Source organism: Leucobacter faecis (assembly GCF_054456635.2).
Genome location: NZ_JBTJEP020000029.1, coordinates 1 through 20,877, shown reverse-complemented (window position 1 = coordinate 20,877; position 20,877 = coordinate 1). Strand labels below are relative to the sequence as shown.

Genomic DNA, 20,877 nt, shown 5'->3' with positions numbered 1-20,877 from the left:
GATCCGGATCCCCGAAGCCCCGCCCTTCTCGCACAGTTTGGGGAGTTCACAGTATGCATCGGCGCGCGCACGACGGCACGGCAGCGGCACGGCTATGGTTGATCGAGTGACCAGAGCCGACGACAGCAGCCCCGACTCACCCCAGACGCCAAGCGACGCCAATGAGGTCGAGGGTTTCGCAGGCCTCGGCCTCTTCGAGACCAAGCACACCGACACCAAAGGCACCGACACCAAGCGCACCGACGCCAAACGCAAGAAACCGCGCACGCGGCGCCGCAAGCGCCGGGCCGCCGGCACGATCGCCGTCGTCACGGTGCTCGTGCTCGCGGCCGCGGCCGCCTACACCGCGGCCGCGGCGGGGGCAGCGGTGCCCGATCCGGAGCTGATGCTCACGGAGCCTGCCCCGCAGCCGGTCGCCGCGAGCGAGGAGCCCGCGCAGGCCGCGGTCGACGCGCAGCCGCTGCCGACCGCGATCGGTTGGGCTGAGTCGGAGGGGGTGTGGTCGAACGATGAGCAGGCCTACCCGCTGGCGAGTGTGTCGAAGCTCGTCACCGTGCTCGTGGCGCTCGAGACGCGGCCGCTCGCCCCGGATTCCGACGGCGAAACGCACGTGTGGAGCGAAGAAGACGCCGCGCAGCAGGCCGCGTACCTCGCAGATGACGGGGTCGCGTACCCGGTGCCGGTGGGCACTGAGATGACCGAGCGGCAGATGCTCACGCTCATCTTTCTGCCGTCTGCCAACGATTTTGCCGACGCGTACGCGCGCTGGGTGTTTGGCAGCAACGAGGCCTTTCTCGCGGCGGTCGAGGCGTGGAAGCAAAAGCACGGCATCGCGTCGCTCGAGTTCGTCGAGCCGACCGGCATGGACGAGGGCAACCGGGCAACGCCCGCAGATCTCGTGCGCATTGCGCGCATCGCGCTCGCAAACCCCACCGTCACACAGTTCACGAACGTCGTTTCGGCCGAGATGCCGTGGGGCATCGGCACGATCGAGAACACGAACCCGCTGCTCACCGAGCTGCCCGGCATGGTCGGGCTCAAGACCGGGCGCTCGAGCTCGGCCGGGTTCAATCTGGTCGCGGCGCAACGCGTCGACGCTCACGGCCGCGAGGTCACGAAGATCTCGGTGACCATGGGTCGCGGGTCGGTCGAGGAGCGCGCGCAGTCGGGCCGCGACATGCTCGCCGCGATGGACACGCTGCCGCAGGTTGTGCCGATTGTTGAGGCAGGAACCCAGGTGGGCGAAGCGGTGTCGGTGATGGGCGATCAGCAGCCGCTCACCGCCGCGACTGCGGCGAGCGCGGTGCTGCTGCCCGGTGAGCTCGCGACGCTCGAGGTGGCGCTCGGGGCGGGCGCTGCTGGTGCGGGCGCTGCTGTGTCAAACGCTGCGCCGGATCAGGCCGTGCCCACCGCAGCTACCGCAAGCAGCGACGGTCAGGCTGACAGTGGTGCGGGCGAAGTTGTGGGGAGTGTCACGATCTCGGCGCCCGCTTCGTCGGAGGTGCTGCCCGTGGTGCAGACGGGCAGCTTCACCGAGCCCGACCTGTGGTGGCGCGTCACGCACCCCGAGGTGTTGTGGGGCTAAGGCAGTTGTCACCCACTACTCTGCGAGCGCTCCTTCTGCGAGTCGCTGCACGACCCCGGTCAAATGGTGCAGCCCAGCAAGCAAGTCCTCGTCGCGAGTGAACTCTTTAAGGTTGTGGGAGATCCCGTCGACGCTCGGTACGAACAGCATGACCGTCGGGGCGACATCCTTCATGTTTGTGGAGTCGTGGCCGGCGACCGTCATCACGCGGTCGTGGGTGAGCCCGAGCTCCTCGGCGACGACGCGGGCCAGCTCGACCCCGTCCTCGGGGTAAGGGTTCTGATCCCAGCTGTGTTCGGCCACGATTTCAATATCGACGCGATCTTCACGCTGCACCTTCGCTACGGTGCGCATAACCGACGCGTAGGCACGCTGGAGCACCTCTGCGCTGGGTGAGCGCAGATCAAACAACAGCTGCACCTCGCTCGCCACGACTACGGGCGAGTTCGGGTATACGTTGATCTCACCGCAGGCGGTGTGCAGCAACCCCTCGTCGAAGTCGTCGACCAGTTCGCGCGCGGCCACCACGAGGCGGGCGGCCCCCAGCAGTGCATCTCGCCGGTCGGCCATGAGTGTCGAGCCGCTGTGGGCTTGCTCACCCGTGATCTTGAACTCGAACTTGTGGGCTGCCCAGGTGGCGTTGACGAGTCCGATTGTCACACCATCTTCCTCCATGCTGCGCCCCTGCTGCACGTGAATCTCAGCGTATGAGGCCACCTCGAGCCCAGCGAAGTCACCTCGTTCGCTGATCTCATCTAGTGCTTCTCTCACGCTGACACCGTGCGGGTCGGTCGTCTCTAGCACGGTCGCGACGTCGAGCTTGCCGGTAAACACCGAGCTGCCCATCATTGAGGGCTTGAAACGCGAGCCCTCCTCGTTAAACCAGTTGACGACGGCGAGGTTGAACCGAGCGCGTTCGGGCTGGGCGCGCAGCGCATCGGCCACACGGATACACGCGTGAGCCGACGCCATCACACCGTAGGCCCCATCGAACCGGCCCGCGGTCGGCTGCGAGTCCATGTGTGAACCGGTTAGCACGTAGGGCGCACCAGGCACCAGCTCGAGCAGGCCAAACTGGTTGCCGACGGTGTCACGATGCACAGTGAAGCCGCTCTTCTCGAGCAGCTCGGCGAACCACTTGCGCTGTGCCCCGTCTGCGGCACTCGCGGCCTGGCGTTCTACGCCGATCGTGCCTTCAACCGCACCAAACTGCGCGTGCACGTCCCAGTCCGCCAGAAACCTCGTGTCTCGATCGATGGTTGTCTGATTCGTCATGGTACGTCCTTTCGATGGTGTTTCGGTGTGCCGTGGCCAGCTGCCCGGCCGTTCCAAGGTGTTGCATAGTGTCGTCACGAATATGCGCGACAAATTCCGTTTCTTAGACCGCCATAAACGGAATTAGTCGCGCATTTTTCACGTTATCGCGCGTCATAGCTCAGCTGTCCGCCCACGACGGTGGCGACGATGTCGAGGGCAGCGATGTTCTCGGCTTCGAGGGGGGAACCCGAGAACACCGTGAAGTCGGCAAACTTGCCCCGCTCGAGCGTGCCCTTGTCGGCGATCTGGCCGGTGGCGGTGGCTGCCCACTCCGTGTGTGTGCGCAGCGCCTCTTCCCGACTGATGCCCTCGCCTGCACCCAGCAGAGTACCCGCTTCCGTCACACGGTCGACAGCCGACTGCATGCCACGGCGCAGGTTGTTGTCGGCGACCGGCAGGTCGGAGGAGCCTGCCAGCACGATGCCAGCGTCGATGATGGACCGGCCGCGGTACAGCCAGTCGGCGCGCTCTGGCCCGACCTGCTCGGCCATCTGCTGCCCAAAGGCGTTGATGAACCCGGCCTGCGGTGTCACAGCGATGCCGAGAGACCCTGCCCGCACGAGCTGGTCGGGCCGGGCAATGCCAAAGTGTTCAATGCGACAGGGCAAGCCATACCGTCCATAGCTGGTCTGTGCCTCGTCGATCAGGTCGAGCGCGAGGTCGATGGCGGCATCACCGATTGCGTGGAGAGCAAGTGGCCACCCCGCCCGGTATGCCCCGAGCACGCGTTCACGGTAAATCTTGGGATCGTCGAGCAGATAGCCCCGGTTGCCGTGGTTGTGGTGGCCGCAGAAATCCTCGGTCACAGCGGCGGTCGCTCCGAGGAGCGAACCGTCCATGAACACTTTGACGTGACCAAACCGCACCTGGTCGGTGCCAAACCCAAATCGAATGCCCAGATCAATCCCCGTTCCAGATCCAGCACCGTAAAAATCTGCGGCGTTCGCCGTGATCGGATGCAATGCATCGAGCGTGGGCATGAGCTGCGCGCGGGCGTGCAGTCGCCCCCGTTCGGCGGCGGACTGGTACGCGGCGACCTCGATGGGGCTGTGTCCGATCCACCCTCCAGCGACGCCGGCCTCTGTGAAACTAGTGATGCCCTGTGTAGCGTAGCGCGAGGTGGCGGCGTCGAGCGCGTCAATGAGGTGCTCGGTCGCGTACGGCAGCAGCAGGCTCTGCACGAGCCCCTGCGCCGACTCCTCGATGAGCCCAGTCGGTTCGCCGCCTGCGTCGCGCACGACGACGCCGCCCGTCGGGTTCGTAAAGCCGTCGTCGAAGGCGCCCACGAGTCGCAGCGTGGCCGAGTTGGTGATGGCGGCGTGCCCCGAGGTGTGGCGCAGGTACAACGGCCGGGACCCCGTCAGCTCGTCCAGCCGTTCAATGCTGGGAAACTGGCCGTCATGGTGTGCCTGGTTAAAACCTGTCCCGTGCACCCATGCACCCGAGTCGCCACTGGCATCGAGCCGCGCCACCTCTTCGGCGATCGCCTCATAGAGTGCTTCGAGCCCGCGCACGACGCTCAGGTCCACCGCGGTGAGTCCGAGCCCCCACCACGAGGTGTGGCAGTGCGCATCGATGAGCCCGGGAGTGACGGTGGCGGTGGCGAAATCTTCGTTCCGGATCGCGGAAAACCCTTCGAGCTCCTCGTCGAAGCCGACGATGCGGCCGTTCATGACGCCCACTCGGGTGGCCGTGGGGCGCGCTGGGTCGAGGGTGACAATCTCACGCGCAGAAACAATGAGGTCTAGTTGCAGGGCCATGGGTTTACACCTCGCTTGAAGCGGGAGGCATCACCGACGAATCGATGACGACGTGAATGAGTGCGGGCCCCTCTGCTTGGAGCGCGCGCTCGAGGGCGGGCGCAAAGTCTGCCGTGTGGGTGACGTGTTCGCCGTGCCCCCCGAAAGAGCGCATCCAGTCTGCAAAGTTGGGGTTCACCATTTTGGTGCCCGAGGGGCGGCCCGGGTAGTGACGTTCCTGGTGCTGCACGATCGTGCCGTAGACGCCGTTATCGACCACGATCACGAGGGGCGCAGCGCCGTGCGCAAATGCGGTCGCGAGTTCCTGACCATTCATGAGGAAGTCCCCGTCGCCGCACACGGCGACGGACTTGCGATCGGGTGAGATCAGCGACGCAGCAACGGCTGCAGGAACGGCAAGCCCCATGGCTCCGTTGCGAGCCCCCACGAGACTTGCGGGGGTGTTGTGGCGCACGAACCGGTGCGCCCAGATCGTGGCGTTACCCGCGCCGAAGGTGAGAATCGCTTCACCGGCCAACCGCTCGTCGAGCTCCCCGAATGCAACGCCGAGGTCAACACCGGGGTTCGAGACGCCGTCCGGGATCCCCGAGGCGCCGGCCACCCCGGGTACGGAGGCGTCGGGGCGGTGCGCCGCAAACCGCTGCTGAATCTGAGTTCGGTCGTGCATCCAGGCGTCGGAGCGGCTCCCGCGAGCCGCCGCCGGTCCCTGCGCGATGAGCGCCTCTGTCAGCGTTGCGGGGGTGGCGAGCACGTGCTGGTCGATACGGCCTGAGTGCGTCGCAGCGTTCGGGTCCTGGATCACCAGCACCGTGTCGGCGTCGAAGCCCTTCGTGTACCCGTCGCTCAGCACGTCGGCACGCGTGCAGCCCACGAACACCAGCAGGTCGGCCTCGCCGTAGCCCGCAGCCACGGCGTCGGCGCGGCCGTACCCGAGCCAGCCCGCGTAACTCGTGGCATCGTGGGGCACCGCATCATAGGCTCGCCAATCGCAGAACACGGGCACTCCCGCCTCAGCGGCGAATGTTGCGAAGGCACGCCCGTGACCCTGCTCCCAGCCGTCACCACCGACCACGAATGCGGGGCGCTCGGCACGGGCCAGGCGCGCGCAGAGTTCGGCGACATCGGTGACGGCGGGCACGGGTCGCGGGGCAGCCACGGGCGTGGGTGTCGGCGCGTCGGTCTGCCGCATGAGTAAGTCCTCAGGAAGGCCCACGACGACGGGGCCGGGGCGACCGCTGGCCGCGCTCCGGAACGCCTCATCAGTGAGCTCCCCGGCACGATCCGGATCATCGATCGTCAGAACTCGCTTGGCCGTCGACCCGAACCAGCCTGTGAGACTGAACTCCTGGAATGCGTCGCGTTCGCGGTCGTTGACGGGCACAAGCCCGACGAACAGCACGAGCGCAGTCGCGTCCTGCCAAGCCGTGTGGATTGCGACCATGGCGTTTGCGGCACCCGGCCCGCGGGTGACCATGGCTACACCGGGGCGGCCCGTGAGCCGTCCCTCGGCGAGCGCCATGAACCCGGCCCCACCCTCGTGGCGGCACACGACCGTCTCAATTCCCGAATCATGGAGCCCGTCGAGCACGTCGAGGTAGCTCTCTCCGGGAACGGCATACACACGTTCCACGCCGCGCGCTTCCAGTGCGCGTACGATCAGGTGGCCTGCTGACTGAGACATGAACTCCTCGTTCTTTCAACGGGTATCGGGTGGGACTACAGACCCGGCCGGGTGAGTACCCGACCGGACCAGGTGGGTACCTAGTGCTTGAAGCCAGGAAGCTTCACGCTGAGGCGCGGCGCAATCGAACCTGCGACGGCGGTAAACAACGACAGGAAGACCAGCATGGCAGCGGCGGGCCACCAGTGCCCGGCAGCCGAAGCGACGAAGCCCGTGGCGAGCAACGGAATGAAGCCCGACAGCATGCCCGCGACGTTCTGCGCCATGCCCACGCCGGTGTAGCGCGTCTTCGCAGGAAAGAGGCCGGTGAGCACGGTGCCCGAGGCTGCATAGGGTAGCGACAGGGCTGCCACTGCGAGCGTCATGGCGATCACCACGAGCACAGGGTTACCCGACGACAACAGCATAAATGCGGGCACCGCGACGATTGCCGAGACGATACCGCCCCACAGGATCACGCGGCTAGAACCGTACTTGGAGCCGAGACGCCCACCCCAGATCAGCACGGGGATCTCGACGGCCGCCGCGATCATGCTGCCCAGCAGCATCAGCGACGAGCTGTATCCCAGCTGGTTGACGCCGTACCAGACGCAGAACGCGGTGACGAGGTAGAAACCGCCTACGCCGAGCAGTGCGGCGGCCATGCCGATGATGATCTGTTTCCAGCTCTCACGGAACGTGGTGAGCACGGGGCTCTTGACGAGTTCGCCCGACTCTTCGAGTTGGCGGAACACGGGCGACTCTTCGAGCTTGCTTCGAATGTAGACGGCGACGAGCAGCAGCGGAAAAGCGAGCAGGAACGGGATACGCCAGCCCCACGCATCGAAGTTCTGCTGCGAGAACAGGAGCGTCATAACGAAGAAGCCGCCCGAGGAGAGGATCGTGCCGATGGGCGAGCCGATCTGCGGAATTGCCGCGTAGCGAGCGCGCAAATGCAGCGGGGCGTTCTCGACCACGATCGTCATGGCGCCCGACCACTCACCGCCGACGAAGAGTCCCTGCGCCACGCGCAGCAGCACCAGCAAGATAGGAGCTGCGATGCCGATCGCGGCAAACGTCGGCAGCAAGCCGATGAGGCCAGTGATGATGCCTATGCCGACGATCGTGATCATCAAGACTTTGCGGCGGCCGATCCGGTCCCCCATGCGCCCGAAGATAATGCCACCAATGGGGCGTGCGGCGAGGCCTACGCCGAACGTCGCGAAGGAGGCGAGCGCTGCAGCGTTGGCATCTTCGCTCGTGAAGTACTGCACGTTGAAGACGAGTGCCGCGGCAGCGCTAAACAGGAAGAAGTCATACCATTCGAGCGCGGTACCAATGAGCGCTCCGAGCGCTACTTTGTTTGCATCTTTAATGGTGAGCTCTTGCGTTGCGTCATATTCAATCGATGTGGTGTGTGTTATCTCACTCATAAACTCTCTCCGTTGAGGGATGGCCTAAGTTCCGCTGCGACCGCCTCGATCGATGATGAGCAACGGCACATGTATGAGCTTGCCAGGGAATGCGCCCGGTTTTATACAACAAAGCTCGCCAGTATCCCCACAAATACAGTGCACTTGCACATATGCTGATTGGATGCGCAACAACGAAGATGCAACTTTACGTGGCGTCCCCGAGACCGGTGACACTCCACGGTGGCATGAACTCTTAGACCAACTCGACGCCGAAACCCTTACCGAGACCTTTGTCTCGCGATTGAGCACGGTGCCCGATTATGCGCCACTCCCTGTTCCTGCTGCTGAGGTACGCCGTACAGGCCGGCTGTCATTCGAAGCCCTCATTCACGGTTTGAAAGACGGCGGGTTCACTGCTCCCGTAGCGGTGGCCAGTGATGTTGGCGTCTCTCGCGCCCGTGCTGGCATTCCACTCACATCCCTCATGACGGCAATCAGACTCGATTTCTCAGTACTCTGGGAGGGCTTAACGCAGATTGCACAGAAGGCCGACGCAGAGCTCGTGATTCGCCACACCGGCATTGTGCTCCAGACAGTAGATGATTACGCAGGCCAAACCCAACAAGCCTATGCCGCCGAACGGCAGCGCATGAATGACGAAGCTAGCTCAGTACGCCAAGGTCTCATCGCATCACTGTTTCAGGGCCCGCCACCCCCTACAGACCGATTAGCCTTCATAGCCAAAGAACTTGGATTTGTCGCCAACGAGCCACTCATCGTGATAGCGGCCACTGAGGACGACGTGCCTGCGCTCAGAGTGTTCGTCGCGGAATGCACCAGAGCAGGAGCCGTGGTGCACACACACCATCTCGGGGATGCATTGGTCGCCTTCACTCGAAGCAGACGCTTGCCAGGCTCCCGACTCGATGACCTGCGATCCCGCCTGTATGACATGCGCGTCGGCATCGCGGTAGCAGAAGAGGGCTTCAATGAGCTTCGACAGGTGGGCACCGATGCCCGCGACCTCGCGTACCTTCTTTCTCCTCACGAGCACGGCGCCATGACCTGGGAACGTGGCTGGGCTCGGCTCGCTGCACAGCAGCTCGCGGCCTCTGGTCACGGCATTCTCACCGATGTGAACCGAGCACTCGAAAGCACCGGATCAGCCGAACGAAGCCGACTAGAAGAGTCCGTACGCAGCTACCTAGCGACGGGCAGTGTCGGAGACTCAGCCGCCGAACTCTACTGCCATAGAAACACGCTCACAAACCGGCTCCGTCGCTTTGCCGAACTCACTGGCGTTGATCCGACCGTTCCCGAGCAGGCTGCGCGCCTCGTCGTAGGGTGGGCTTAGTAGTGAATGCTCGCCAATCCAATAATGTTGCAAATGCCCTCTTGGATGACTGAAAGCCACGCCAATCGCGTCTACTCTCGGTGCTTCACCCCTGCAACACTGGTACTCGGCTCACCGTAACCGGTGCGGTCTTGACCTCAGCGCATGTGAAATGGAGTCTTGGATGCACGACACAGAGGCTTTCAATTTATTCGAGGCAAGCATCGACGGCCTGCTCTCGGCATACGCTGCAGGCACAGTCACGTGCTCGGAAATTCTAGACCAGTACTTTGCCCGTATCAGCGAGCACGACCGGGGCCCTGGCGGCCTCAACTCAATCGTCGTACTGAACCCAAATGCGCACACCGAAGCTGCCGAATCAGACTGCAGGTGGCGCGATGGAACTGCCCGTGAACTCGAGGGTGTCCCGTTCACGGTCAAGGACTCCTACATGGCAAAGGGCCTGACTGTCGCTGCGGGCTCGCCAGCGTTCAAAGACCTCATCGCGCAGTGGGACGCCTTCTCGATCGAGCAGTTGCGCCTCGCAGGCGCAGTACTGATCGGCAAGACAAATATGCCGCCGATGGCCGACGGCGGCATGCAGAGGGGTCTCTATGGGCGAGCTGAAAGCCCTTACAATCGCGATTACTTGGCTGCCGCATACGCTTCCGGTTCTTCCAACGGTTCAGGGGTTTCGACTGCCGCAAACTTTGCCATGTTTGGAATGGGAGAGGAGACCGTCTCATCGGGCCGTAGCCCTGCTTCCAACAACGCCCTCTGCGCCTACACACCCTCGTGGGGCATACTCTCGATTCGCGGCAACTGGCCGTTGTTCCCTGCGCGCGACGTTGTCGTGCCGCACACGCGATCTATGCCCGATATGTTGCGGCTACTCGATGTACTTGTAAAAGACGACTCCCTCACTCGAGGCGATTTCTGGCGTAGCCAAAGCGTTGTCGAGCTACCTCTGCCCAGCCACCATCGACCAGCGTCATATACCCATTTGCGCGAACTCACATCGCTCAGAGGCGCAAAGCTCGCGGTGCCTTCGATGTACCTGGGGTTGGACCCCAAGTATCCGATTGCCGTTCGGGGCTCCGTTCTCTCGCTTTGGCAACATGCCCGAGAACGACTCGAACAGCTGGGGGCCGAAGTGATCGTCACCGATTTCCCTTTGATTACTGCATATGAAGGCAGCTCTCCCGGCAAGAAGTTCTTGGGCGCTTTAGGCAACCTCCCAAAAGACTGGTCAGATATTGAGTTCAACCAATTTCTCGCGTTTGGCTGGGATGATTTTCTACGCGCCAACGGCGACCCAGCGCATGGGCTACTCGGTGAAGTCAACTCGGCGATGATCTACCCGACCCCGGCCGGAGCATTGCCTGACCGCTATGAGCGTGTCGGAGATCACGCGGATCGTTTCAAGGGGATCGTCGACCAGGCCCGCACCGGCATCGCCGATCCTCGCTCACACCCCAGATTTGCACAAGGCTTACGCGCGATCATTGAGCTTCGCGAGTCACTCGTGGATTCTTGGCTAGCCACCCATGGTTTTGACGCCATCGTGTTTCCCGCAAATGCCGACGTCGGCCCGTCAGACGCCGACGTATCCACCACTGCAGCCGATGCCGCTTGGACAAACGGCACGCTCTTCTCGCACGGTAACTATGCACTGCGTCACCTCGGACTGCCCACAGTGACAGTTGCCATGGGAATCATGGAAGACATCGGTATGCCAGTGGGGCTCACCTTCGCAGGGCCTGCATATTCTGACGTCGCACTTCTCGGTTACGCCACAGAGTTTGAATCGGGCGGTAGCGGCAGTCTGCGTAGACCGCCAGCTCTCGACGCCCATTAGACATCGCTGAAGATTATGCCAGAGCTTCGCAAGCTAGGTCTCGCGCGAGGCCTACAGCTTCGAGTTTGCCGCGAACCCCTGCTCTTTCAGGGGCCGCACAACCGACCCACCTCTACAGTGAAACCATGAATTGTCCCAGTGACGGAACGACCCTGCTCATGAGCGAACGACAGGGCATTGAGATCGACTATTGCCCGCAGTGTCGCGGTGTATGGCTTGACCGAGGTGAACTCGACAAGATCCTGGAGCGTGCACAGCTCGAGGCTGAGGCGCTGGCCAGCCCGGCGCCACCCCAAGCGTTTCCTGCGGCAACGCCAGCGGCCCCCGCCGCCTCGCCCGCGCCCACAGCGCCCAGTTCGCAGCGCCAAGACTGGCGCGACGACCGGTACGATGACCGACGAAACGATCGGCGTGATGACCGCCACGACCCCCGGTACTCCGACCGACGCGACAGCTACGACCCGCGTTACGGTGCACGCAAGAAGAAGAAGCCGTTCGATTTTCTCGGCGAACTCTTCGACTGATTCGGCAGCGCTTCTCGAACGTTCGACGGTTACAGCACGCGGGCGGCCACGATGCGGCGCAGCGTTCAATTACCTGATATTGATCTTGCAGAACTTAGCAGCGGCAACCAATGATTTATCGGTGACCGGTATCTCGTTAGACGCAACAACCTTGACATCGCTTGACTTCGCACCCGGTTGTTTACGGGCCCAGTAAGCCCAGCAATGGCCGCTTTGCCCCGAGGGACTACCGTGTTTCGAGATAAACCTGATTCCGAGGGGCAGTGTTCCATCATCGAGTTCGACACGGTCGCGGAGCATGCTCGCCAGTGTCGTGGTAAGCAAGCGATCGTCGCCTGTCACATCTGACATCGTCAGCCGACTAGCGATTTCTTGTTGCATGTCAGGAAATCCCTCCGCGAATTCATCACGGATGGCAACCAGGGTCTCAGTCGCAGTTACGTCAATCCACCAACCTTCGGGAAATGAAATGGTGTGCAAGATTCGCTCTTCTCGCCACCCTTGTGGAAGCCACAGTGCATTCATGTTCCCCGCCAGATGCCACTCGTCCCTGACGTCATTCCACAGCAATTCAAGCGATATGCCTACATCATCGGCGGTCTTTTGAAGCGCCCGAATATTGCTGTTCAACCGGGTCCTGTACGGAGACAATATCTCCATGTGTGCAGTTACAGCGCTGTCTGCAGCATAGATAGTGCGCCCCACCGTGTCATACCGACCCCAATGGTCCCGGTCCTCGGAAGCGGTTCGCGCTTTTGGCGTTAGGGGATCATATGCGCGCTTAGAAATTCGATACGCCACGGCGGGGCTTGCCACCAGGCCAAGCCCCGTTGCTGCGCAGATCTTTACTGGTGGGGCTTGCATCAGCCACTGTAGCTGTCGTCAAGAAGCGCTTGCACTGCGGCCCCAACTTGCCTGTATTGTCCTTCTCGAATCGCCTGAATAGGAGTGTCGTACTCGAGCCACGGGTTCGCGCCAATAAACCAAACCCTGGCTACGTGTTCACCCTCGGCCTCGCTGAGACGGTTCCACTGATCGTACGCAAATCGCAATCGCTTTGCGGCTTCATCACGCGGCTTCGCACCGTCTTCCCGTGCCCACTTGTGCGCTGCCTTCGTGTCTTTGGCTCCGGCCAGCACCGACACCAAGGTGCCGCCGAGCGCATCAATCAAACGTCGTGTTACCTCCTGGTCGCTGAGGGCCAGAGCCTGCTTATAGGCGGCCGAGGCAGCGGTGGTTGATCGTTTCATAATGCTAGACATGTGCGTGTCGATCCTCCCTGTGCTACAAAAAACTCTACACGAACAACACGCAAAAGACACCACTTCGCCACGATATTCGAGGGGTGCGCAGCTTCGCAGCGCGCCTGACTACAGCACGCGGGCGGCCACGATGCGGCGCAGCGCGGCGAGGGTGAGGTCGATCGACCCGAGATCGATGCGCTCGTTGTTGCCGTGCATGCCCTCGCGGTACTTCTCGTAGCTCCACTCGGGGCCGAGTAACCCAAACCCGTATGCGGGGATCCCGTGGTCGCGCAGCACGCGGTTGTCTGACCCGCCCGCCGCCATAATCGGCACGACGGGCTCGCCGCTCACCTCGGTGATGGCCTGCTCAATCGCCTGAAACAGCCCCGTATTTGCGGGTGAGGCGGTGGCAGGCCAGCCTTTCAGGTGCTCGATCTCGACGACACTCGCAAGGTCACCGAGCATCGCCCGCAACAGGTCGTCGACCTCGTCGTCGGTGGTGCCCGGTAGCGTACGAATATCGAGGTCGAGTTCACCGCGCGACGGGATCACGTTGTGCACGTGACCCGAGCGCAGAATCGTTGGTGAGATGGTGATGCGCGAAACGGCGTGCGCGTACCCCGCAATACCTCCGAGCCGCGGCAGCACACCGTCGAGCCGCACCGGGTCGAGCATGCGTTCGGCCACCGCCGGGTCATCGATACGCGCTGCAACGAATGCCTCCCACAGCGGTCCGAGCTGCGCGATCGGCGTCACCGAGCCAAGACGCTGCAACACCTCGCCCATGCGTGTGGCGGCACCGGCCGCACCGTACGGAATCGACGCGTGCCCGGGTTTACCGTGCACCACAAGTTTGCGGCCCGCCGACCCTTTCTCTGCAACCTCGATGGCTACATGGCGCCCCATGCGCATGCCGCCCGACTCCGAGATGGCCTCGGTCACCCGCACCGCGTCTGGGTGCTCGCGCATCAACCAGTGAATGCCGTGCTCGCTGCCCGCCTCTTCGTCAGCGACGGCCATGAGCACGAGATCGCCGCGCGGCGGTGTGCCTCCGAGGGCAACGTCGCGCACCACACACGCAAACGCGGCGGTGAGGTACAGCATGTCTACTGCGCCGCGGCCCCACACCTCGCCATCGACGAGCTCTCCACCAAACGGGTTGCGGCTCCACCCGTCGGGGTTCACCGGCACGACATCGATGTGTCCGAGGAGCCCAAGCGCGGGGGCTTCAGGGTCTGTGCCGCGCACGCGGGCGATCAGCGACGACCGCCCCGGCGCCGCTTCAAACACGTGCGCTTCAAGCCGCCCCGTGGCGACGGCATCTGCGAGAAACCGCTGCAGCACGTTCACGTTGCGCACTTCTTGCCCTGACTCGACGCTGCCGTCGTTGACACAGGCCTCACGAATCATGGCTTGCAACAGCGCCACCGTGTCGCCCAGCCCGGCGTCGCGCTGATCCGGCACTGTCACGCCGGTGTCGCCCGTCACGCCCGTCGCCCCTGTCACGCCCGTCACCCCCTGGGCGCGGGCTCGGCTGCGCGCTCGGTCGCGTCGAGAATCGCAGCGATTCCAGCGCGGTACACGTCCATGCCGCTGAGCGCGAGCAGTTCGTCGCGGTGCGCGTGTACGTGGGGGTAGTCGGCGAGGTGGGCGGTGCCGTAGCTGCTGATCCATGGAATCGAGCCGTCGCGGGCCGCCGCGACGTTCGACATAGACTCTTGCGCGAGCGCGGCACCCTGCGAAAGCGAGAAGCCAGAGATGGCGGCGTAGGAGCGAATCAGCTGCTCGCCCGCGAGACCGCCTTCTGCGAGCAGTTCGAGGATCAGCTCGTCGGCCGCGATGTCACCCGGGCCGGCCGCGTCGATGACCGCGCCCTCGCTCGCGATCGACGGGTGCGCGAGGCTGAGCTCGGCGAGTTTTGAGAGGTACGCCTCGAGCCGCTCACGCCAGCTGCCCGAGGCCTCGCGCCCGGCCTCTGCCGCGGCGCCGATCAGCCGATCGAGGGCCGCTCTCGTGAGCTCGTCTTTGTTGCGAAAGTGCCGGTACATGGCGGTCGCGTCGACGCCGAGTGCCTCGCCCAGGCGTTTGAACGTGATGCGGCTCGTGGGGTCTGTGCGTGAGAGTTCGAGCACCCCGTCGACGATCAAACGTTGATCGAGCCGCACCCGCTTGCTGCCGTCTGCCATACCGCCTCCGCTTCGCCTGTTCACCGGTTCTGAGAACCGTGCGCCACGAAACTGGTCGCGACGCTGCTTCACCCAGTGTATCCCCGTTGCGGCGTGCGTCATGCCCGCTGTCAGCGGTAGTGGCGCTACTCGCGTGGGCTGGGCTTGCGCAGCTCGGCCCCGATGAACCATGCCTGCTGTTCGAGCCTCATGATGTATTCATGCAGCAGGTCGGCCGACGCTGGGTCTGCAGCATCGACACCGTCGTGCACGTCACGCATCGTGCCCACGCAGCTTTCAATGTCGGCGACGATCTCTCGAATCGCGTCTTGTGTCATCACTTCACCGGCCGGAAACTCGCCCAGCGTGGTCTGCGCTGCTACGACGCTGAGCCTGCCATCTGGCGTCGCGTGCAGTGCGCGCATGCGCTCCGCGACCGCGTCTGCGCCATCGCGTGCGACCGCCACCATCTCGTCGAGGTTCAAGTGCAGGTCACGAAAGTTTGGGCCAACGATGTTCCAGTGGGCTTGTTTACCGATGTTGTGCAGGGCGATCATGTCAACGAGTACGCGCTGCAGCGACTCGTGCAGGGATTCGGGTGCGACGAACCCGCGCTCAGACTGCTGCAGCGATGTTCCCGAGTCTCCGCGCGGGTTCGGCGTGATGATGGTGTTAGGAATCTGTGTAGTCATTTCGGTCTCCTTTAAATGCCCTTTCGCGCACCACGATGCCACTCACGCGCTGGGTTTCCAAGGCCTTTCGGGCCGAGTAATCAAGTGATAGCAGCGGCCCCGGCCAGGCCCAGAGACAGCCCCCCCCCCCCCATCCACCCCCGCCCTACCGCAGCTCGGCGGGCACCCGTGCGAGCACCCGGTCGAGGGCGGCGACAAAGTCACTCGCCTCAGCCTTCGACAGCGTCATCGGCGGTTTCACCTTGAGCACGTTCTGGCGCTCGCTCGCGGGCTGCACAATAACGCCCTCGTGCAACATCTGTTCGCACACCCACGCGGTCGCGTTGCGCGCCGGTTCGAGTGTCAAGCGGTCGCGTACGAGCTCGATGCCCTGGTACAGGCCGGTGCCGTGCACCGCGCCAATGAGCTCGTGCCGCTCGGCAAGCTCACCGAGCTGCGCCTGCAGGTATTCGCCCACTTCGAGCGCGTTTTGCTGCAGCCCCTGCCGTTCGATCTCGTCGATCACGGCGGTCGCCGCGACGGCGCTCGCGGGGGCCCCACCTGCTGATGAGAAGAACATGCCCTCGCGGGCGAGCGCGTCGACGACGCGGCGGCTCGTGATCACGGCGCCCACGGGGTACGCGTTGCCCGCCGCCTTCGCGACGGCGATGATGTCGGGCCGGGCGCCCTGCATCTCGTGACCAAAGAACGCGTGCCCGAGCCTGCCGTAGCCCACCTGCACCTCGTCGGCGATCGCGAGGCCGCCGTGTGCGCGAATCGCCGCGTAGGCGCCCTCGAGGTACCCTGCGGGCGGAATCACGCCGCCCGCGTTGCCCAGCACCGGCTCGCACACGAACCCTGCGGCGGGAGTACCGGCGGCCGCGAGCTGCGCCAGCTGCGCTTCGAGGTCTGCGACGTAGGCGGGCCCTGCGTCTGCGCCGCGATGCGGGCCGCGGTAGGCGTTGGGCGCTTCGCAAATGTGCACCCAATCGGGCCGCGACTCGGCGGCGTGCGGGTTGTCGAACGCCGACGTGCTCACCGCGTCTGACGCCATCGTCCACCCGTGATACCCCTCGCGAGCGGCGACGATCCCGTCGCGCCCCGTCGCGACTCGCGCCATCTTGATCGCCAGGTCGAGCGCTTCTGAACCGCTGTTCACCGGAATCACCACGTCAAGCGCCGGGTCGTGCACCTGCGCGAGCAGCCGCTCGGTGAAGTCGGCGTAGGCCCGGTACAAGAACCGCGAGTTCGTGTTCAACAGCAGCAGTTGCCGCGCGACCCGGTCGGCGAGCTGCGGGTTCGAGTGCCCGATCGCGGTCACGTTATTGACCATGTCGAGGTACGCGCGCCCCCGCGTCTCGACGAGCAGGCTGCGCCATCCGCGCTCGATACGCGGCGGGTCGGCATAGAATCGCTCGGCTGCCCCACCCATCGCGTCGTTGCGGCGCGCCTGCTCACGCTGTCGTTCCAGCTCTGCGTCAGCCGCTGCCCAGACGCCCAGCCCGATGAGCGGGCTGGGGTCGAGTGCGCCATCGGTCTCGTACTCACCATCAAACGGCGCGAACGCGCCCCCGGCTTCGTGCCCCGCGACTCGACGCGAGATCCGGATCGAGGCCTCGCCCGTCACGGCCAGCGCCGTGCCCTGCGTGACGGTTACTTCCCCCGCGACGCTTGGCAGCAGCGTGAGCCCGGCGCCCATGACTCGCAGCACGACCCCCGCGTCTTCAAGCTCGAAACCCTGCTCGAGCTCGTGCTCGTGCGTGTGCGCAGCAGCTGCTCCCGCGCCAGCGTCGGGGCCGGTTCCTGTTCCTGTTCCTGTAGCGTGAGCGCTGATCACTGTGAGGGTGCCGCCAAAAGGCGCGTGCAGCTCGGTGCCGGGCTGCGTCCAGAGCTCCACGCAGCGCGCACGCGGCGCCCCGGTTTCGCTCACCCGCTCGGGCACACGGGCAAGCCTGGTCTCGCCAAACCGCGCCACGACTGCGACGGGGTTTGCCGAGCCCGCGTCCGCGAGCGGCTGCGCTGCGAGAACCCTCGCTGCGAGAACATCGGCGGCGAGGCGGTCTTCTACCCCCGGCTCGAGCCAGGCGCCGCGGTCGAACAGCTCACTCTCGATCCCCAGGTCGATCGTGTGGACCGTGCCCGAAACAAGCGGCTCGTAGCGTGCGCCGGGCCGGTGCGCAAAGCCCGCTGCGACCCGCAGCTGGGCCTCGGCCAGATCTGGCGTGACCTCGGTGGCGCGCGCAAACACGCGCCACTCGTGCTCCATCCGTTCGCGGGCGTAGTCGTTGCCGGGATCGATGTCGAGCTGACTCCATCCGCCCACTGCGAGGGTTGCGCCGCGCAGCGTGATGAGCGGCCAGATCGCCGCGCACTCTGTTTCGGTGAGCGGGGTGCCAGCGGCGCGCAGCACGCGCGCAAAGCCGCGCACCGTGCGAGCCGCGCGCGCGATGCTGCCGGTGCGGCCGAGCACGTCGGCGGCGGCGACAGCAAGCTCTGCGATGCGCCACGAAATGCCTGCGTCGCCCAGGTCGATGACCCACAGCTTTCCGTCGGCGTCAAGCATCACGTTGTCAGTGGTCAAGTCACCGTGAATCACCTGCGTGGGCAGCGCGTGCGCGAGCGTGCGCACCACCGCGTCAGCTGTGCGTGCCGCGTCGAGGCAGGCTTCGCGCTGCGCCAGCGGCAGGTAGTGCGCGAGCGCTTCGGTGACTGCGAGAGCGTTGCCGAGCTCCCACTGGCGCGGGCCTGCGACCTGCGCGAGCGCTTGCGCCGTCTCACTGAGGGTTTCTGCGGCGGGTGCGGTCGTTGATGGCGCGACGGCACTGCTCAGACCTGCTCGTGCCGCCCGTTCTGGAGTGCCCGCGGCGGGCGCTGCGAGTGCGACGACGGTGCGGCCCGCGAGCTCGCCGAGTTGCTCGGCGCGGGCCCCCGAGGTGACGGGTTCGGCCTCGAGCGCAGTGCCGTCAACCCACGCGAAGCCGCGCACGGCGACCGTCTGCCCGTCGGCGGTTGTAGCGGTGAGGTCGGCTGCGTCGGTGTCGCTGCCGGCACCTGTGCCGGTTTCGCTCGCTTCGGCTGGGTCGAGGAGTGCGGGGGTCGGCACGCCGGCACGGGTGAGCGCGTCGATGATGAGCCGCTGGAGCGTACGGCCTACATACGGCGCATCGGGGTGGTCGAACTTGAGCAGCATGCTGCGCGCTGCCCCCGTCACCCGGTAGTTGCGGTCTTGCTGGCTGCCCAGCTCGACGGCGTCGCCTTCAAGGGCGAACTGCCCGGCCGCCACGCGTTCAGCGGTTGGGGCGTCAATCTGCGGTCGGGCCAGAAGCCACGGGTTACGGTGCTCGGTCATGCTTGCCTCCCAGTCAATTTCACTGGTTACGGTACATTACATTTCCAAGAAATGTAGTGACGTTTCGTTACTATATACGCATGCTTCAAGACGCCAACGACTCCCCTGCGGTCGACCTCGACGACGTCGACCGCGCCCTCATCAGTGCCCTACAAGAAGACGGCCGCTTAAGCTATGCCGAGCTTGCCGGGCTCGCTGGCCTCACTCCGGGCGGTGTGCGCAAGCGCGTGATGCGCCTCGAAGAACAGGGAGTGGTGCAGGTCGTGGGCGTCACTGACCCGCTACGCCTCGGATACCGCAGCATGGCCATGCTCGGCATCGTCGTACAGGGCGACGTCGAGCTCGTCGCAGACGCCGTCAGCGAGCTGCCCGGCGTCATCTACGTCGTCTTTACGGCCGGCCAGTTCGACATGATGGTCGAGGTGATCGCTGAAGACCAAGACGCCCTGTTTCGAGTGATTAATCGTGACGTGCGCGCCATAGATGGCGTCGCACGCATCGAGTCGTTTCCGTACTTTTCTATTCGCACGCACCGCTTTGGCTGGGGCACGCGCTAGCTCGCACCCCCTTCCGTGGGCAGGTCACTGCCCGCATGCCCACTGCCCTGTTCAGGCGCCGGATCAATGAGCTGCGGGCCGTCGCCCCGCAACGGCCGCACCCGGTGCACGCGTAGCTGCTCTGATATCGGCGCTGCCCCACTGGCAACAGCGTCGAGAAGCGCCTGGTCACCGATCGTGCCCGGCGCAAGCCAATCTGGAGTGCGTGCCTCCGATAAGAACACCGGCATTCGGTCGTGCACCTCGCGCATGCGACCCGTCGCGGGCGCCGTCAAGATCGTGGCGGTGAGCCGCCACGGCTCCTCCTCCTCTGCCCCGGGGGCCCGCCACCAGCTATAGAGTCCAGCGAGCGCAAGCACTCCACTCGGCCCAAAGATCGCGTGCGGTACCCGGGCTTTCGCCGGGCCGCTCCATTCATAGAACCCGGTGACGGGGATCGCGCACCGAGCGTGCTGGACCGCTGCCCTGAAGGTAGGCTTTGAGGCGGCTGTCTCGGAGCGCGCGTTGAACGTGGGGTACTTCGAGCTGAGCTGTTTCGCCCACGGCGGCACGAGCGACCAGTAGGCCGTCTCGAAGTGGCGTTCGCCGGTGCGCGGGTCAATCGCAGCGACCGGCACCTGACCGGTGGGGGCGATGTTCCAGCTGGAGTGAGCGCCCGCGGGCGCTCCCGTCATCCACGCCGCGAGGGCAGTGTCTCCCGCAACGCTCATCATTTCGTCGTAGTCGACGATCACACGTCCACACATGCCGACAGCATACGCCCCGCCTCCGACATGCATCGGAGGCGGGGCGTCTACGGTCTTAGCGGCCGGGCAGCTGCGGTGGGCCGAGCTGCAGCAACACGAAGAAAACAATCGTAACCAGCGCGATGAGCAAGATAACCGAGAGCAGCCAGTGGCGCAGGATCCACGCCTGCAGGTGCTCGACGAAGCCGCTAGGAGCGTCGCCGCCGGGGGCGAGGCGCCAGCCACCCTTGAGCAGCCCCTTGCGGTCGGTGTTGATCTCGAACGGGAGCGTCGCGAACGGCACGATCGCGAGGACGACACCGAGTGCGCCGCGACCAAAGCTCCACTTCTGGTTGACCCAAACGAAGACCGTCGAGACCCCGTAGCAGAGGAACACGAAGCCGTGCAGACCGCCCGCATAGGGCATGAGAGCGTCTGTCACGCCCGCGCCGCGCAGAATGATGGCGGTGATGAGGCCGGCCCAGGTAAATACCTCTGCGATAGCGAATGTACGAAAAAGTTGGCGCGGTGTCATAAGCTCAACGCTACCCGGCCGGCCTGAGGCTTAGCCCGTTTGGGCGTCATCCTTTTGGCTGATTCTTGCACCTGGTTTTGGGCATAAAAAAAGGGGGCTGGTTCACACAATTGTGAACCAACCCCCACTAAAAGATGTCCGGCGGTGACCTACTCTCCCACACCCTCCCGAGTGCAGTA

Annotated in this window: 17 protein-coding genes; 5 read left to right on the top strand and 12 right to left on the bottom strand. The window is 64.6% G+C overall.

What is annotated here, in order from left to right; genetic code table 11:
* Positions 1-106: 106 nt before the first annotated feature.
* Positions 107-1,585, top strand: a complete 1,479-nt coding sequence (locus tag ACXR2T_RS15240) for a D-alanyl-D-alanine carboxypeptidase family protein (protein WP_458840351.1) — start codon at positions 107-109, stop codon at positions 1,583-1,585.
* A 15-nt stretch (positions 1,586-1,600) separates the two neighbouring features.
* Here the strand turns inward: ACXR2T_RS15240 and ACXR2T_RS15235 are convergent, their stop codons facing one another.
* The 4 genes from ACXR2T_RS15235 to ACXR2T_RS15220 all read right to left on the bottom strand — a co-directional run bounded on the left by ACXR2T_RS15235 (position 1,601) and on the right by ACXR2T_RS15220 (position 7,755).
* On the bottom strand, positions 1,601-2,860 hold the full coding sequence (locus ACXR2T_RS15235; protein ID WP_458817010.1) for a M20 family metallo-hydrolase: 1,260 nt from the start codon (positions 2,858-2,860) through the stop codon (positions 1,601-1,603).
* A gap of 143 nt (positions 2,861-3,003) precedes the next feature.
* Positions 3,004-4,662, bottom strand: coding sequence for an amidohydrolase (locus ACXR2T_RS15230; protein WP_458817008.1), 1,659 nt, complete (start codon positions 4,660-4,662; stop codon positions 3,004-3,006).
* A gap of 4 nt (positions 4,663-4,666) precedes the next feature.
* On the bottom strand, positions 4,667-6,343 hold the full coding sequence (locus ACXR2T_RS15225; RefSeq protein ID WP_458817006.1) for a thiamine pyrophosphate-dependent enzyme: 1,677 nt from the start codon (positions 6,341-6,343) through the stop codon (positions 4,667-4,669).
* Positions 6,344-6,423: 80 nt separating this feature from the next.
* On the bottom strand, positions 6,424-7,755 hold the full coding sequence (locus ACXR2T_RS15220) for an MFS transporter (protein ID WP_458817004.1): 1,332 nt from the start codon (positions 7,753-7,755) through the stop codon (positions 6,424-6,426).
* 163 nt (positions 7,756-7,918) lie between these two features.
* On the opposite strand from ACXR2T_RS15220, the gene ACXR2T_RS15215 reads away from it, so the two are divergent.
* The 3 genes from ACXR2T_RS15215 to ACXR2T_RS15205 all read left to right on the top strand — a co-directional run bounded on the left by ACXR2T_RS15215 (position 7,919) and on the right by ACXR2T_RS15205 (position 11,452).
* A complete protein-coding gene (locus tag ACXR2T_RS15215) occupies positions 7,919-9,091 on the top strand; it encodes an RsbRD N-terminal domain-containing protein (protein WP_458817002.1) in 1,173 nt (390 codons plus the stop codon).
* Between the two features lie 163 nt (positions 9,092-9,254).
* On the top strand, positions 9,255-10,928 hold the full coding sequence (locus ACXR2T_RS15210) for an amidase (protein ID WP_458817000.1): 1,674 nt from the start codon (positions 9,255-9,257) through the stop codon (positions 10,926-10,928).
* Between the two features lie 125 nt (positions 10,929-11,053).
* A complete protein-coding gene (locus tag ACXR2T_RS15205) occupies positions 11,054-11,452 on the top strand; it encodes a TFIIB-type zinc ribbon-containing protein (protein ID WP_458840349.1) in 399 nt (132 codons plus the stop codon).
* Positions 11,453-11,521: 69 nt separating this feature from the next.
* On the opposite strand, the gene ACXR2T_RS15200 is transcribed toward ACXR2T_RS15205, so the two are convergent.
* From ACXR2T_RS15200 to ACXR2T_RS15175, 6 genes are all read right to left on the bottom strand, one after another.
* Positions 11,522-12,082, bottom strand: a complete 561-nt coding sequence (locus ACXR2T_RS15200) for a hypothetical protein (RefSeq protein ID WP_458816996.1) — start codon at positions 12,080-12,082, stop codon at positions 11,522-11,524.
* A gap of 233 nt (positions 12,083-12,315) precedes the next feature.
* Positions 12,316-12,714 (bottom strand): hypothetical protein, encoded by a 399-nt coding sequence (locus ACXR2T_RS15195; protein WP_458816994.1) that lies wholly within the window; start codon positions 12,712-12,714, stop codon positions 12,316-12,318.
* Positions 12,715-12,822: 108 nt separating this feature from the next.
* A complete protein-coding gene (locus tag ACXR2T_RS15190) occupies positions 12,823-14,202 on the bottom strand; it encodes a M20/M25/M40 family metallo-hydrolase (RefSeq protein WP_458840347.1) in 1,380 nt (459 codons plus the stop codon).
* A gap of 5 nt (positions 14,203-14,207) precedes the next feature.
* A complete protein-coding gene (locus ACXR2T_RS15185) occupies positions 14,208-14,954 on the bottom strand; it encodes a TetR/AcrR family transcriptional regulator (RefSeq protein ID WP_489945552.1) in 747 nt (248 codons plus the stop codon).
* Positions 14,955-15,007: 53 nt separating this feature from the next.
* Complete coding sequence (locus tag ACXR2T_RS15180; RefSeq protein ID WP_458816988.1) at positions 15,008-15,553, bottom strand: Dps family protein; 546 nt, start codon at positions 15,551-15,553, stop codon at positions 15,008-15,010.
* 145 nt (positions 15,554-15,698) lie between these two features.
* A complete protein-coding gene (locus ACXR2T_RS15175; RefSeq protein ID WP_458840343.1) occupies positions 15,699-18,881 on the bottom strand; it encodes an aminotransferase class III-fold pyridoxal phosphate-dependent enzyme in 3,183 nt (1,060 codons plus the stop codon).
* 80 nt (positions 18,882-18,961) lie between these two features.
* Here ACXR2T_RS15175 and ACXR2T_RS15170 point away from each other — a divergent pair, with 80 nt between their 5' ends.
* On the top strand, positions 18,962-19,438 hold the full coding sequence (locus tag ACXR2T_RS15170; protein ID WP_458840341.1) for an Lrp/AsnC family transcriptional regulator: 477 nt from the start codon (positions 18,962-18,964) through the stop codon (positions 19,436-19,438).
* On the opposite strand, the gene ACXR2T_RS15165 is transcribed toward ACXR2T_RS15170, so the two are convergent.
* A complete protein-coding gene (locus ACXR2T_RS15165; RefSeq protein ID WP_458840339.1) occupies positions 19,435-20,184 on the bottom strand; it encodes an SOS response-associated peptidase in 750 nt (249 codons plus the stop codon). The two genes, ACXR2T_RS15170 and ACXR2T_RS15165, sit on opposite strands and share 4 nt — an antisense overlap.
* A gap of 55 nt (positions 20,185-20,239) precedes the next feature.
* Positions 20,240-20,698 carry a DUF3817 domain-containing protein gene (locus ACXR2T_RS15160; protein WP_458840338.1) on the bottom strand — a complete coding sequence of 153 codons (459 nt, stop codon included), beginning with the start codon at positions 20,696-20,698 and terminating at the stop codon, positions 20,240-20,242.
* Positions 20,699-20,877: the final 179 nt, after the last annotated feature.